This is a genomic window from Nocardia neocaledoniensis (assembly GCF_029868625.1).
Lineage (GTDB): Bacteria > Actinomycetota > Actinomycetes > Mycobacteriales > Mycobacteriaceae > Nocardia > Nocardia neocaledoniensis_A.
The window spans coordinates 1-14,329 of sequence record NZ_JARWOJ010000148.1 but is presented as its reverse complement, the minus strand read 5'-3'; the positions used below and the strand labels follow the sequence as shown (position 1 = coordinate 14,329).

The window sequence follows — 14,329 nt, the reverse complement described above, 5'->3', positions numbered from 1 at the left end:
CGGCCCCCGCCCAGCTCGGCACCGGTTTCGCCGAGTTCGAGCGGGGGCGAGCCGGCTCTCCTAAACTAAGCGAGCGCTCGCTAATTTGAAGTTGACGTCAACTTCTATTATGTTCACCCGCAGATCCATCGAGGAGTAACGATGATCGATCCCGAACAGCGACCCGGCTCCAACACCCTGACCGGCTCCTCGGTGCCCCTACCGACTGCGACCGAACGTAAACGCGCCCATCGCAAGCTGCTGGCCGCCGGCCTGGTCGGCAGCTCCATCGAGTGGTACGACTTCTTCCTCTACGGCACGGCCGCGGCACTGGTGTTCCCGCACGTGTTCTTCCCCGACGCCTCCGCGCTCATGGGCACGCTGCTCTCGTTCAGCACCTTCTGGGCCGGTTTCGTGGCCAGGCCCATCGGCGGCGTGCTGGCCGGGCACTTCGGTGACCGGTACGGCCGCAAGCCCGTGGTCGTCGCCTGCCTGCTCGGCATGGGCGTGGCCACCTTCCTGATCGGCTGCCTGCCGAGCACCGGCACCATCGGGATCCTCGCGCCGATCCTGCTGGTCACGCTGCGTTTCGTGCAGGGCGTGGCGTGTGGCGGGCAGTGGGGCGGGATCGTGTTGCTGCTCACCGAATCCGCGGGCCCGAAGAAACGCGGCTTCGCCGGGACCTTCGGACAGATGGGCGTGCCGCTCGGGCTGATCCTGGGCAATCTCGTGTTCCTCGGCGCCACCGCCGCCCTGTCCACCGACGCGTTCCTGAGCTGGGGCTGGCGGGTGCCGTTCCTGGCCAGCGCGCTGCTGTTCCCGGTGGTCCTCTACATCCACACCAGGGTCGAGGACTCCCCCGAGTTCAAGGAGTTGCAGGCCGAGGCGGCGTCGAAGAAGGAACCCGCCGTGGCCCAGGCGCCGCTGGCCGAGGCCGTCAAGGGACACTGGCGCACGATCCTGCTCGGCTGCGGACTGCTGGCGGCGACCAATTCGCTGTTCTACGTGAGCATCGCCGGTCTGCTCAGCTACGGCACCGCCGAACTCGGGATGAATCGCAATGCGCTGCTGGCGATCTCGCTGCTGTGCTCCGCCTTGCTGACCGGTGTGATCCTGTGGGCGGGCGCGGCATCGGACCGGATCGGGCGACGTCCGCTGATCCTGGTCGGCGGTATCGGCATGGCGCTGTGGGCGTTCCCGTTCTTCGGCCTGGTCAACACCGCCAGCGTGTACGCGGTGTTCCTGGCCGTGGGGATCGGTTCGGCGCTGCAGGCGCTCACCTACGGTCCGCTCGCCGCCTTCATGGGCGAGCTGTTCGAACCGCGCGTGCGCTACTCGGGCGCGTCGCTCGCCTACCAGCTGGCGGCGATCACCATCAGCGGCGGCGCGCCCTTCCTGATGACCGCCATCATCGCCAATACCGGGTCCACCACCGGTGTCTCGGTGTTCCTGCTCGTGATGGCCCTGATCACCGTCGCCAGCGCGTGGCTGCTGCGCGAGACCAATCCGGCCGAGGTACGCGACGATCCCGCCGCCGTCCCCGGTGTCCACCTGTACCAGTGAGGAATACGTAGTGCGAGTAGCTGACAGAGTAGCCATCGTGACCGGCGGCGGCGCGGGCATCGGGGCCGCCGTGGCCACCGCCCTCGCCGCGGCGGGCGCCCGGGTCGTGGTCGCCGACCTCGACGCGGATGCCGCGCGGGCCGTCGCGGGACAGATCAACGCCGAGCATCCCGGCGCCACCGTCGGTGTCGGCGCCGATGCGGCCGACACGGCCGCGATCCGGGAGCTGATCGCGATCGCCGAGCGCGAATTCGGTCCGGTCGACCTGTATTTCGCCAACGCCGGGATCAGCGGCGCTTCGGGGCTCGAAGCCACCGAGGACGACTGGGACCTCTCGCTCGCGGTGAACCTGCGCGCCCATATCAGGGCCGCCCAGCTGCTCGTGCCGCGGTGGGTCGAGCGGGGCGAGGGCTACTTCGTCAGCACCGCGTCGGCGGCCGGACTGCTCACCCAGATCGGCTCGGCGACCTACTCGGTGACCAAGCACGCCGCGGTCGGCTTCGCCGAATGGCTGAACATCACCTACGGCGACCAGGGCGTGCGCGTGAGCTGCCTGTGCCCGATGGGCGTGAACACGAAACTGCTGTACGCGGGCCAGGATTCGGGCGAAGCGCTCGGCGCCGCCGCGACCAGGGCGGTCGTGTCGGCCGGCGAGGTACTCGAGCCCGCCGAGGTGGCCGAGATCGTGCTCGCCGCCGTCGACGCCGAACAGTTCCTGATCCTGCCGCACCCCCAGGTACTGGACATGTACCGCAACAAGGGTTCCGACTACGACCGCTGGCTGCGCGGCATGCGCCGCTACCAGTCGGCGCTGCTGGCCGAGACCCGCTGAGCGAGAGAGGAACACGATGTTCGAACTGACCGATCGTGCCAAGAGGTACCAGGAAGACCTGCTCGACTTCATGGATGCCCACGTCTACCCGGCCGAGCCCGTCTACGAAGCGCAGATGCGCGCGTCCGGCGACCCACACTTCCAGCCGCCGATCCTCGAGGAACTCAAAGTCGAGGCCAGACGGCGCGGCCTGTGGAACCTCTTCCACCCGCATCCCGGCCGTGGTCCCGGCCTGACCAACCTCGAGTACGCGCCGCTGGCCGAGATCATGGGCCGCAGCCATCTCGCGCCGGAAGCCTGCAACTGCAACGCTCCCGACACCGGGAACATGGAGGTGCTGGAGCTGTTCGGCACCGAAGAACACAAAGAGAAGTACCTGAAGCCGCTGCTCGAGGGCACCATGGCCTCCGCGTTCGCGATGACCGAGCCGCGGGTGGCCAGCTCCGACGCCACCAATATCGAGCTGTCGATGGTCCGCGACGGTGACTCCTACGTGCTCAACGGCCGCAAGTGGTTCGCCACCAACGCCCTGCACAAGAACTGCCGGGTGCTCATCGTGATGGGCAAGACCGATCCGACCGCCGCGCCACACCGGCAGCAGACCATGATGGTCGTCCCGATCGACGCGCCGGGCATCACGCTGCTGCGCGGGCTCCCCGTGTTCGGCTACCAGGACCGCGACGGGCACGCCGAAATCGACTTCACCGACGTCCGAGTCCCCGCCACCGACGTGCTGAAGGGCGAGGGCGAGGGGTTCGCCATCAGCCAGGCGCGGCTCGGGCCCGGCCGCATCCACCACTGCATGCGCACCATCGGCATGGCCGAGCGCGCGCTGGAACTGATGTGCGAGCGAGCGCTGGCACGCGTGACCTTCGGCCGCCCGATCGCCGACAACGCCAACATCCAGGACTGGATCGCCGAGGCGCGCATCGAAATCGAGATGATCCGGCTGCTCACCCTGAAGGCGGCCCATCTCATGGACACCGTCGGTAACAAGGCCGCCCGGACCGAGATCGCCGCGATCAAGGTGGCCGCGCCCAACATCGCGCTGAAGATCGTCGACCGGGCGATCCAGGTGCACGGCGGCGCCGGCGTCACCGACGACTTCCCGCTCGCCGCGGCCTGGGCGCACCTGCGCACGCTGCGGCTCGCCGACGGGCCCGACGAGGTGCACAAGCGCACCATCGCCCGGCAGGAACTGCGCAAATACGCGAAGAAGGAGATCTGATGAAGGCCTGGCAGGTCGCCGAGCTCGGCGAGCCACGCGACGTCCTCCAGCTCACCGAGGTCGAGGACCCGGTGGCCGGACCGGGGCAGATCCTGGTGCGCGTGCTCGCGGCGCCCGGCAACTTCCCCGACGTGCTGCTGTGCCGAGGGCAGTACCAGATCAAGCCACCGCTGCCGTTCACGCCGGGCGTCGAACTGTGTGGCGAGGTGCTCGCTGTCGGCGCCGGTGTCGACCGGTTCGCCGCCGGTGACCGCATCGTCGGCACCGCGAACCTCCCCGGCGGTGGTTTCGCCGAGCTGGCCGTCCTCGACGCGGAGAACGCCTTCCCCGCACCGGAATCCCTCGACGACGCCGAAGCGGCCGCACTGGTGATCGGCTATCAGACGAGCTGGTTCGCGCTGCACCGGCGCACCCAGCTGCGGCCGGGCGAGACGCTGCTCGTGCACGCGGCCGCCGGCGGCGTCGGCAGCACCGCCGTCCAACTGGGCAAGGCCGCGGGCGCCAGGGTGATCGGGGTCGTCGGCGGGGCGGCGAAGGCCGACTACTGCCGCGCGCTCGGCGCCGACCTCGTGATCGACCGGCACACCGACGATTTCGTGCCGATCGTCAAGGAGTTCACCGGCGGCCGCGGCGCCGACGTGGTGTACGACCCGGTCGGTGGCGACGCCTACGCCAAGTCGACCAAGTGCGTCGCCTTCGAGGGCCGCATCCTGGTGATCGGCTTCGCCGGTGGCACCATCCCGCAGCCCGCGCTCAACCACGCGCTGATCAAGAACTATTCGATCATCGGACTGCACTGGGGCCTCTACAAGCAGTACAACCAGCAGGCCATCCACGATTGCCACGCGGAACTGACCCGGCTCGCCGCCGAGGGACTGGTGAAACCTCTCATCAGTGAACGGCTTTCGCTCGCCGACGTGCCCGAGGGCCTGGGCAGGCTCGGCGACGGAGACACCGTCGGCAGGATCGTGTTCCAGCCCGGGATATAAATACTGCATGGAACGTCCCGCGGATTCCGACGGCGAGCGCGCGCCCTCGATGGCGCGCACCTCGCTGTTGCGCGAGCTCCCGGCCACCCCGCGTGGCCTCCGTACCAGGACCGCGCTGATCGACGCGGGCCGGAAGGTGTTCGAGCGGCTGGGTTATCTCGATACCCGGCTGGTCGACATCACCCAGGAGGCGAAGTGCTCCTCGGGCACCTTCTACACCTATTTCGCCAGCAAGGAGGAGATCTTCGCGGCGATCCTGGAGCACGCCCAGGAGGACATGCTCCATCCCGGGATGGAGCATGTCGACGGTGCGGACGATCCGGCCTCGATCATCGAGGCCAGCAATAGGGCCTATTTCGAGGCGTACAGGCGCAACGCGAAATTGATGGGGCTGCTCGAGCAGGTCGCCAACATCGACCCCGAGTTCAGCAAGCTGCGCCAGGTCAGGGCCGACGCCTTCATCCGCCGCAACGCCCGCAGTATCGCCGATCTGCAGGAGCGCGGCCTCGCCGACGCCGACCTGGACCCGATGCTGGCCTCCCGCGCCCTCTCGAGCATGGTCAGCCGCCTCGCCTTCAACTATTTCGTCACCGCCGAAGGCCACCTCGACGGCGTCCCCCGCCCCATCGAAGACCTCGTCTACACCGTCACCCGCCTCTGGGTGAACGCACTGCGCCTCCCCACCAAGAACGCGGACTGAACGCAAAAATCCCCTCGCCCAGTCGAACTGGTGAGGGGATTCTTTGTGGCCAGGGCCGGGATCGAACCGGCGACCTTCCGCTTTTCAGGCGGACGCTCGTACCAACTGAGCTACCTGGCCGCAGGCACCCGTACTGAATGCCATACGCGAAGCGCCGGATCGCTCCGGCGCTTACTTGCGACCCTGACGGGACTCGAACCCGCGACCTCCGCCGTGACAGGGCGGCGCGCTAACCAACTGCGCCACAGGGCCTTGCTGTACTGCTACACAGTCCGAAGACTGTACCCCCTACGGGATTCGAACCCGCGCTACCGCCTTGAAAGGGCGGCGTCCTAGGCCGCTAGACGAAGGGGGCTCGTCCCGGATCTCTCCGGACCGGCTTTCAACGTTTCCGTTGGGAGCTCGCATAGCTTATGACAGGTGAGTGCGGAGTTCCAAATCGCCTGGTCAGGCGCCCAAACCGAGGTCCTCCAGGCGCGCCTGGGCGCGCCACCCCTCGGCGCGGAACTGCTGGATCCACACCGGGGTCGCCATCGACTCCACGATAACCTCCAGCACCTCGGCGAAGCGCGCCCGCAGGTCGGCGGCCGAGCCGTTGGCGATGGGGTCGACCAGATAGCGCTGGCCCGCCAGCGCCGCGGCGAGGGTGCGCGTGAAGCGGTCGGGGTCGGCGTCGGGGCGCAGCTGGCCGCCCTCGATCGCGCGCACGGCGAGGACCCTGGTGGCGCGGCCGAGGATCCGAGCACCGCCGTTGCCCACGTCGCGGTGGAAATCGGGCTCGATCACCAGCCGGTACTCGGCCTGGACGATGGTGTCGTGCTCGAGCCGCAGGGCGATCTCGTCGACCATGCCGTGCAGCACGTCGAGCGCGCCCAGATCGCCGCGCGACAGCCAGCGCTCGGCGCAGGTGCGGTAGCGCTCCACAGCGGTCTCCAGCACCGCGCGCGCCAGATCCTCCTTGGAGTCGAAGTGGAAGTACATCGCCCCCTTGGTCGCCCGCGAACCTTCCAGAATGCGGTTGAGCGATGCCGCGGCATATCCGCTCTTCCCGAACTCGACGGCCGCGGACTTGATTATCGCCGCGCGTGTCCGGCGGGCCCGCTCTTGCTGCCGTGCCATGCTCGAAACGCCTCCGAACCTTCTCGCCGCTCACGATCAATAACGGACCGCAAGCGCAAAATAGTGGTTTTAATTCAAACTTTCGGTATGAAATCTCGCAGAAAGCCGGTACCCCTCCGGCTGGTATAGTTCGCCTGCCCGAGTGCGCCGCAGGGGGTGCACACTCGGGCCCAACTACCTGTGAGAACCGCCTCCTCTTGCGGTGACGCCGACCCCTTCGCCGAGGATTCGCGCGCCTTTCACGAGCACCCCGGCGCGGTCGAACCCTCGATGAATTCCGGGACTCCCGGGCCGGCGCCGGACATCGGAAAACGCGGCGCCGGTGATTGTTCCGTAATTCACCAGGCGATCACCGTACCCGGATTCTCCAGCCGACACGCGGCAAATGGAACACCCATCCGAACAACCGGGACGGATATCCGCGCCAGCAAACCGAGCGCTACCGAAATGGTTTCGTCGGCTATGAAATACACAGGCGCACAGCCCGGTTGACCCCGCCCCGAACACACCCCGACGGTCGGCGGACGCGCGCCCGCACCGCATCACCAGATCCGCCACAAAACCCCTGATCGTCGAAAGTTGTTGCGTTACAACAGTATTCGATACCATGCCGCGACCGGAAGCGCGAACGGTGGTGGGTACCAGCCGGTTACCACCGAATCGTCGGCGTCGCCATCATCGTTACCAGCACAGGCCGACCGGCGCGACGGAGCTCACCCACCGGTATTCGGCCCAGCGGCGCGGTGTCCGCTAGACTCCCCACCGCGCCCCTTTAGCTCAGTTGGTAGAGCTGGTGACTTTTAATCACTAGGTCGTAGGTTCGAGTCCTACAGGGGGCACCACCACCACGTGACCATCGTCACGTGGCGACGCGTACGGCGCCATCGCCGCCGAAACCCCCGGTCCCGCCACCTCGGTCTTCTACCCTGAGCGCGACCCGGGCACTACCGGGCCCCCTCGAACACAGGCGGAGCCGATGACTTCCTTCGATGATTTGCTCTCCCAGGTACCGATCGCCCAGATCGCCGACCAACTCGGCGTCGACCAGGCGACCGCCACCACGGCCGTGCAGGCGGCGCTGCCGACCCTGCTCGGCGGCCTGCAGGCCAACGCGGCCGAACCACAGGGCGCCGCGTCGCTGATGGGCGCGCTGGACCAGCACGGCGGACTCGTCGAGGGCGACGGCGCCGTCGACCTGAACCAGGTCGACGTGGCCGACGGCGAGAAGATCGTCGACAACGTCTTCGGCAGCGAGAAGAACACCGTCATCAGCGCGCTCGGCGGCACCGGCGGGACCGGCGGCAACGACCTGATCGGCAAGCTGCTGCCGATCCTGGCCCCGATCGTGCTCGCCTACCTCGCCAAGCAGATGACCGGCGGCGGCGCGGCGGCGCCCGCGCCGCAGCAGCAGTCCACCGGCGGTGGCGGGCTCGGCGATCTGCTGGGCGGTCTGCTCGGTGGCAGCGGCAACGCGGGCGGGCTCGGCGGCGTCATCGGGGACGCGTTGGCCAAGAACGCGGGCGGCGGTCTCGGCAGCATTCTCGGCGGGCTGCTCGGCGGCAAACGCTGAGACTTCGTTACGGGAGCTAACACTGTGCGGCCCGCAGCGATAGTCCCTACGCTGCGGGCCGAACACCTAGACTCGTCAGCACGACGAGACGGCGTCGGCCGAGGTTGTGGCGTTGCTCAACTTCGGCGGAAATCCGCTCTGTTGCGTTTCGCATCACACCTACGGTGCCGTAAGGTATGGCCGCATCGCGACGTTCGACCGTAAGCACGACAGCGAAGGGTTTTTACATGGCAAGGGATCTGACTCAACTCGAACTACTCACGGAGTTGGAGCCGGTTGCCGAAGAAAACGTCAACCGGCACCTGTCGCTGGCCAAGGAATGGCATCCCCACGACTACGTCCCGTGGGATGAAGGCCGCAACTTCGCCGCCATGGGCGGCATCGACTGGGATCCTGAGCAGTCCAAGCTCAGCGAGGTGGCCAAGGCGGCCATGATCACCAATCTGCTCACCGAGGACAACCTGCCGTCCTACCACCGCGAGATCGCCGAGAACTTCTCCCAGGACGGCGCCTGGGGCACCTGGGTCGGTCGCTGGACCGCCGAGGAGAACCGCCACGGCATCGTGATGCGCGACTACCTGGTGGTCACCCGCGGCGTCGATCCGGTCGCCCTCGAGAACGCCCGCATGATCCACATGACGAACGGGTTCGCCTCCCCCGCCGAGGTCGACGCCGGCTTCCTGCACTCGGTCGCCTACGTGACCTTCCAGGAACTGGCCACTCGCGTGAGCCACCGCAACACCGGCAAGGTGTGCGACGACCCGATCGCCGACCGCATGCTGCAGCGCGTCGCCGCCGACGAGAACCTGCACATGATCTTCTACCGCAACCTCTGCGGCGCGGCGCTCGACCTGTCGCCCGACCAGGCGATCGAGGCCATCTCGCTGATCGTCGAGAACTTCCAGATGCCCGGCGCCGGCATGCCGAACTTCCGTCGCAACGGCGTGCTGATGGCCAAGCACGGCATCTACGACCTGCGCCAGCACCTCGAAGAGGTGGTCCAGCCGGTCCTCAAGAAGTGGAACATCTTCGAGCGCACCGACTTCACCGCGCGTGGCGAGGCCACCCGTGAGCGGCTGGCCGGCTTCCTGGACAAGCTCGGCGAGGATGTCGTCAAGTTCGAGGAGCAGCGCGACAAGATGCTCGCCCGCGAAGCCAAGAAGCGCGAGCTGGCCGGGGTCTAGTCCACACGAACGAAACGCGCCGCCTCCCTCCGGGGAGACGGCGCGTTCGTCGTTCTCGGCGCTACTTGGTCGGCAGGGCGCCGTCCGTGCTGCCGACATCGGTGATCTTCCAGTCCTTGCCCGCGTCGACGGTGATGTTGTAGGTGACCGTGTTGCGCAGGCCGTCGGGGTTCTGCGCGTTGGTGGTGCTCACGTCGACGAAGGCGGCGACCTTGTAGACCTCGCCCTCGCGCGAGGTCACCTTGGCGGTGATCGGCGTGGCCGAGGAAGTCCACTTCAGCGGAATGATGATCTGCTCGAGCTTGTCGCCGGTCGCGTCGAACTTGTTGGACAGCTCCGGCGAGGTGCCCGCCTTCAGCTTGGCGACCCAGGCGTCGACGTCCTCGTAGTTCAGCGTCGCCGAGCCGACGGCGTAGTCGAGCGCGATCTGCTCGGCCTTGGCGTCGTCGGCGTTGCGCGCCTTCATCTCGGACAGATCCGAGCGCGCCGAACCGAGCAGCACGCCGAGCACGATCGCGACGATCGCGAGCACGGCGATCACCGCGCCGCCGATCAGCGACGAGATCTGCACCGCGACCGTGCCCTTGCCCGGCTGGGCGGGAGTCGGCTCGGCGGTGGGCTTGGTCAGGTCGGTGGCGTCGTCGGCCATGGGTGCTTCTCCGATGGGGTGGGGACAGCGCACCGCCGGAGGCGACGGTGCCAGCAGTGACAGGCTACTGAGGCGTCGCACCCGGATCGACCAGCGACGACGGCGCGGCCGTGTCGTCTGCCGCAAATGATGCTGTAACCATGCGAAACATCTATTGGGCGAGATCGATCACATTCGGCCCGAATCGGCCGGATAGCGGCCGTTCGTGTGATCGGGGGCACCTCCCATTTTTGGGCCGCGACCTCGGGTGATGAGACAATGGTGCGCGTGACTATGACGATGCCCCAGGCGCCGGCGGCGCTGCGGATCGGGCCCTACCCGGTCGATCCGCCGGTCGTGCTCGCTCCCATGGCGGGTATCACCAACCGAGCCTTCCGTACGTTGTGCCGGGAATTCGGCAGCGATACGTCGATCTACGTGTGCGAGATGATCACCGCCCGCGCGGTGGTCGAGCGCAACGAGAAGACGCTGCACATGATGTCGTTCGACGAGGACGAGAGTCCGCGTTCGATGCAGCTCTACGGTGTCGACCCGAAGACGCTCGGCGAGGCCGTCCGCATCATCGTCGGCGAGGGCTGGGCCGACCACATCGACCTGAACCTCGGCTGCCCGGTGCGCAAGGTGACCAGGCTCGGTGGCGGCTCCGCGCTGCCCTACAAGCGCAGGCTGTTCGCGAACATCGTCAAGGAGATGGTGACGGCGGCCGAACCGGCCGGTGTGCCCGTCACCTTCAAGTTCCGCATCGGCATCGACGACGACCACCTCACCTACCTCGACACCGGCCGTATCGCCGAGGCCGAGGGCGCGGCCGCCGTGGCGCTGCACGCCCGCACCGCCGCCCAGCTGTACTCCGGCGCGGCCGACTGGTCGGCCATCGCCCGGCTCAAGGAAGCCGTCACCACCATCCCCGTGCTCGGCAACGGCGACATCTTCTCCGCCGACGACGCGCTGCGGATGATGCGCGAGACCGGCTGCGACGGTGTGGTCGTCGGCCGCGGCTGCCTCGGCCGTCCGTGGCTGTTCGCCGAACTCAGTGCCGCGCTGCGGGGCGAGCCGATCCCCGAAGGCCCGACCCTCGGGCGCGTCGGCGAGATCCTCATCCGGCACGCCACCCTGCTCGCCGAGCACGACGGCGAGGACAAGGCGATGCGCGATATCCGCAAGCACATGGCCTGGTACCTGATGGGCTTCCCGGTCGGCTCGCAGCTGCGCCGCAGCTTCGCCACCGTCTCCCGGCTGACCCAGATCGAGGACCTCGTCGCCCAGCTCGACCCCACGATCCCGTTCCCCACCGACGCGCTCGGCCCCCGCGGCCGCCAGGGCTCCCCCCAGGCCAAGGTCGCCCTCCCCGACGGCTGGCTCGACGACCCCGAGGACGACACCGTCCCCACCGCCGCCGATGTGATGCACAGCGGCGGCTGATTCCGCCGAGGTCAACCGGTACTTGTCATCGGTGTGCAACGAGTTCGCCGTCGATTCGTTTGCGTACTGGAGTGGCCACTCGTGGCGGAATCGTTATCATTGCGGACATCGTTCGGCTGCGGTACGAATCGGGGCCGGGCGGTGACGCGCATGCTGCGGTAGCTAGAGAAGTGAGGTTCGTTGGTGGGTGACGATCGGCGTGGGCGAACGCCCCGGCCCGGAAGTCGCGCCCCCTGGGAGCGCTATCCGCAGGCCGAACCCACCGAGCAGGCCGAGACCGGCTCGCGGCGGTCCAGGCACGCGGACGCGACGCAGGACCCCACGGCGCCCCCGCTGACGGTGCAGGACCTGGTCGACCGCGTCGACAGCGAACGCACCCGGCGCAGACGTCCCCCGGGCGCCGAGCCCACCCCGGGCTCACGGGCGGGTAGACGCGCACGAGAGCAGGCACCACGGCCCACTCCCCGCCCCGAGCTCGAACCACGCGTCGACGCGGTACCTCCCGTCGAGGAAAAGGTCGTGCGGCGCGTGGAATCCCCCGCCGACCGCACCGCGACCACCGCGCTGCCCACCGAGGCCGTGCGCACCGGACGCAAGCCGACCGCGCCCCGCCGGACGGCTGATCCGCTCGGCGATCCCGCCACCGACATCCTGCCCGCCGTCACCGCCACCGAGCCGCCGAAGCGGGCCAAGCCGGTCAAGACCGCGTCGGCCGCGCCCCCGCGCCGCCCCGACGCCGACGGCCGCCGCAACAGGCAGGCCAGGATGGCCGGCCGCGTCGCGCTCACCATCTTCGCCGTGCTCACCCTCGTCGTCACCGGCGGCGGCTGGAGCTACCTGCGTGCCACCGGCAACAGCTTCACCCAGGTCTCCGCCCTCGACGGCACCACCGAGGACGTGCTCGACGGCGACATGCAGCTCGGCGACGAGAACTATCTGATCGTCGGCACCGACACCAGAGCAGGCGTGAACGCCGACATGGGCGCTGGCACCACCGACGACGCCGAGGGCTCTCGCGCCGACACGGTGATGCTGGTGCACATCCCCAAGAACCGGTCGCGCGTGGTCGTGGTGTCCTTCCCCCGCGACCTGGACGTGACCCGGCCGCAGTGCTCGGGCTGGGACAACGAGAAGGCCGCCTACACCGAGGAGAAGATGCCCTCGGCCATGGGCGACAAGCTCAACGCCGTCTACGCCCGCGGCGGCCCGCGCTGCCTGGTCGACGTGGTCCGCAAGATGTCGGGCCTGAGCATCGGCCACTTCATCGGCATCGACTTCGCCGGCTTCGAGGCCATGGTCGACCAGATCGGCGGCGTCGAGGTGTGCTCGACCAAGCCGATCATCGACGGTGTGCTCGGCACGGTGCTGGAGACCTCCGGCAAGCAGCGCGTCATGGGCGAGACCGCACTCAACTACGTGCGCGCCCGGCACGTCGTCGGCGAGGAACGCAGCGACTACGACCGGATCAACCGGCAGCAGAAGTTCATGGCGTCCCTGCTGCGCGGTGCCCTGTCGAGCAAGGTGCTGTTCGATCCGGGCAAGCTCAACGGGTTCATCCAGGCCTTCACCAGCCACACCTTCGTGGACAAGGTGACTCCGCAGGACCTGCTGCTGCTCGGTCGCTCGCTGCAGAAGATGGACGCGGGTGCCGTCACCTTCCTGACCATCCCCACCGCGGGCACCAACGCCTACGGCAACGAGATCCCCCGCGAGACCGACATCAAGGCCATCTTCCGCGCCGTCATCGACGACCAGCCGCTGCCCGGCGAGGTGAAGGCGCCGGAGGTCGAGAGCTCGTCCCCGACGCCGGCGCCCGCCGCGCCGAAGCTGATCGCCGTCGCGCCGAGCACCATGTCGCTGCTGGTCTCCAACGGTTCGGGCACCGTCGGCGCCGCCAACCGCGCGGCGACCAAGCTCGACGGCCAGGGGTTCCAGATCTACAGCACCGGTAACTACGCGGGCGGCACCTCGACCACCTCGAAGGTCCGGTTCGCGCCGGGCATGGAGGCCGAGGCGGCGACCGCGGCGAGCACCATTCCCGGTGCGAGCCTGGAGGAAGCACCCGAGCTGGGCAGCATCATCGAGGTGGTGCTCGGCACCGATTTCGCGGGCACCGTGCGCACCGCCACCCCGATCGGGACCGAACTGCCGAACGTGCCGATCGGCACCCCGCACAGCGCGGGCCCGGTGGCCCTGCCCTCGGACCTCGAGCACATGAACGCCGCGGATGACACCTGCAAATAGAATGCCCCGCTGAACTGGCATGACAGTGCCACGCGGCATTAACCCGCCGTTGGGTGACAGCGACCGGGGTACCCACTAGGGTCTGCAAGCATGCGTGTCATCTACAACGAGCAAATGGCCGATCTCGCCAACCTCCTGGGCGAGATGGCCGGTCTCGCTGGCCAGGCGATGGAACAGGCCACCCAGTCGCTGCTGCAGGCTGACCTCGCGCTGGCCGAACAGGTCATCGGCGAGCAGGATCGGATCTCGGTGATGATCTCCGAGGCCGAGGAGAAGGCCTTCGCGCTGCTCGCGCTGCAGGCGCCCGTCGCGGGTGACCTGCGCCAGGTCGTCAGCGCCATCCAGATCGTCAACGACGTGAACCGGATGGGCGCGCTGGCGCTGCACGTCGCCAAGGTGACCCGCCGTCGCCACCCCAACCACGCCCTCCCCGAGGCCGTCAACGGCTACTTCGCCGAGATGGGCCGCATCGCGGTGAACATGGGCGCCGGCGCCAAGGAGGTGCTCGAGACCCGCGATCCCGAGCGCGCCGCCCAGCTCAACCAGGACGACGAGGCGATGGACGACCTCCACCGCCACCTGTTCACCCTCCTGATGGACCGGGAGTGGAAGTACGGCGTGGCCTCGGCCGTCGACGTCACCCTCCTCGGCCGCTACTACGAGCGCTTCGCCGACCACGCCGTCGAGATCGGCCGCCGCGTGATCTTCCTCGTCACCGGCGTCCTCCCGACCGACGAGGATCTGGAAACCTCGTAGGTGACTTGCGAGAAAGCCCCCGGGCGCCGCCGGCAGGGGGGCGGGGGGGTGTTAGGGGGGCGGCGGGAGGTTTTTGTGGGAGTCGGAATATAGG

Annotated in this window: 12 protein-coding genes and 4 tRNA genes; 11 read left to right on the top strand and 5 right to left on the bottom strand. The window is 68.3% G+C overall.

The window, feature by feature from the left end; all coding sequences use genetic code 11:
- Positions 1–141: 141 nt before the first annotated feature.
- The 5 genes from QH270_RS10870 to QH270_RS10850 are packed head-to-tail and all read left to right on the top strand — an operon-like array spanning position 142 to position 5,291.
- Positions 142–1,542 carry an MFS transporter gene (locus tag QH270_RS10870; protein ID WP_280340607.1) on the top strand — a complete coding sequence of 467 codons (1,401 nt, stop codon included), beginning with the start codon at positions 142–144 and terminating at the stop codon, positions 1,540–1,542.
- A 10-nt stretch (positions 1,543–1,552) separates the two neighbouring features.
- Positions 1,553–2,374 (top strand): SDR family oxidoreductase, encoded by an 822-nt coding sequence (locus tag QH270_RS10865; protein ID WP_280340604.1) that lies wholly within the window; start codon positions 1,553–1,555, stop codon positions 2,372–2,374.
- 16 nt (positions 2,375–2,390) lie between these two features.
- Positions 2,391–3,602, top strand: a complete 1,212-nt coding sequence (locus tag QH270_RS10860; RefSeq protein ID WP_280340602.1) for an acyl-CoA dehydrogenase family protein — start codon at positions 2,391–2,393, stop codon at positions 3,600–3,602.
- A complete protein-coding gene (locus QH270_RS10855; RefSeq protein ID WP_280340599.1) occupies positions 3,602–4,591 on the top strand; it encodes an NADPH:quinone oxidoreductase family protein in 990 nt (329 codons plus the stop codon). Before QH270_RS10860 ends, QH270_RS10855 begins: the two co-directional genes overlap by 1 nt.
- A gap of 7 nt (positions 4,592–4,598) precedes the next feature.
- A complete protein-coding gene (locus QH270_RS10850) occupies positions 4,599–5,291 on the top strand; it encodes a TetR/AcrR family transcriptional regulator (protein WP_280340597.1) in 693 nt (230 codons plus the stop codon).
- Positions 5,292–5,337: 46 nt separating this feature from the next.
- Here QH270_RS10850 and QH270_RS10845 read toward each other — a convergent pair.
- From QH270_RS10845 to QH270_RS10830, 4 genes are all read right to left on the bottom strand, one after another.
- Positions 5,338–5,411: transfer RNA gene (locus QH270_RS10845), tRNA-Phe, on the bottom strand.
- A 58-nt stretch (positions 5,412–5,469) separates the two neighbouring features.
- A tRNA-Asp gene (locus QH270_RS10840) sits at positions 5,470–5,543 on the bottom strand.
- 30 nt (positions 5,544–5,573) lie between these two features.
- Positions 5,574–5,646: transfer RNA gene (locus QH270_RS10835), tRNA-Glu, on the bottom strand.
- A 92-nt stretch (positions 5,647–5,738) separates the two neighbouring features.
- Positions 5,739–6,410, bottom strand: a complete 672-nt coding sequence (locus QH270_RS10830; protein ID WP_280340595.1) for a TetR/AcrR family transcriptional regulator — start codon at positions 6,408–6,410, stop codon at positions 5,739–5,741.
- Positions 6,411–7,176: 766 nt separating this feature from the next.
- Here QH270_RS10830 and QH270_RS10825 point away from each other — a divergent pair.
- The 3 genes from QH270_RS10825 to QH270_RS10815 all read left to right on the top strand — a co-directional run bounded on the left by QH270_RS10825 (position 7,177) and on the right by QH270_RS10815 (position 9,164).
- Positions 7,177–7,252: transfer RNA gene (locus QH270_RS10825), tRNA-Lys, on the top strand.
- 134 nt (positions 7,253–7,386) lie between these two features.
- Positions 7,387–7,980, top strand: coding sequence for a DUF937 domain-containing protein (locus tag QH270_RS10820; RefSeq protein WP_280340593.1), 594 nt, complete (start codon positions 7,387–7,389; stop codon positions 7,978–7,980).
- A gap of 227 nt (positions 7,981–8,207) precedes the next feature.
- On the top strand, positions 8,208–9,164 hold the full coding sequence (locus QH270_RS10815) for an acyl-ACP desaturase (RefSeq protein WP_280340591.1): 957 nt from the start codon (positions 8,208–8,210) through the stop codon (positions 9,162–9,164).
- Positions 9,165–9,225: 61 nt separating this feature from the next.
- Here the strand turns inward: QH270_RS10815 and QH270_RS10810 are convergent, their stop codons facing one another.
- A complete protein-coding gene (locus tag QH270_RS10810) occupies positions 9,226–9,813 on the bottom strand; it encodes a hypothetical protein (protein ID WP_280340589.1) in 588 nt (195 codons plus the stop codon).
- 273 nt (positions 9,814–10,086) lie between these two features.
- Here QH270_RS10810 and dusB point away from each other — a divergent pair, with 273 nt between their 5' ends.
- The 3 genes from dusB to phoU all read left to right on the top strand — a co-directional run bounded on the left by dusB (position 10,087) and on the right by phoU (position 14,235).
- Positions 10,087–11,235, top strand: a complete 1,149-nt coding sequence (gene dusB / locus QH270_RS10805) for a tRNA dihydrouridine synthase DusB (RefSeq protein ID WP_280340633.1) — start codon at positions 10,087–10,089, stop codon at positions 11,233–11,235.
- A 183-nt stretch (positions 11,236–11,418) separates the two neighbouring features.
- Positions 11,419–13,479 (top strand): LCP family protein, encoded by a 2,061-nt coding sequence (locus QH270_RS10800; RefSeq protein ID WP_280340586.1) that lies wholly within the window; start codon positions 11,419–11,421, stop codon positions 13,477–13,479.
- Between the two features lie 90 nt (positions 13,480–13,569).
- Complete coding sequence (gene phoU, locus QH270_RS10795) at positions 13,570–14,235, top strand: phosphate signaling complex protein PhoU (protein ID WP_280340585.1); 666 nt, start codon at positions 13,570–13,572, stop codon at positions 14,233–14,235.
- The last annotated feature ends 94 nt before the right edge of the window (positions 14,236–14,329 follow it).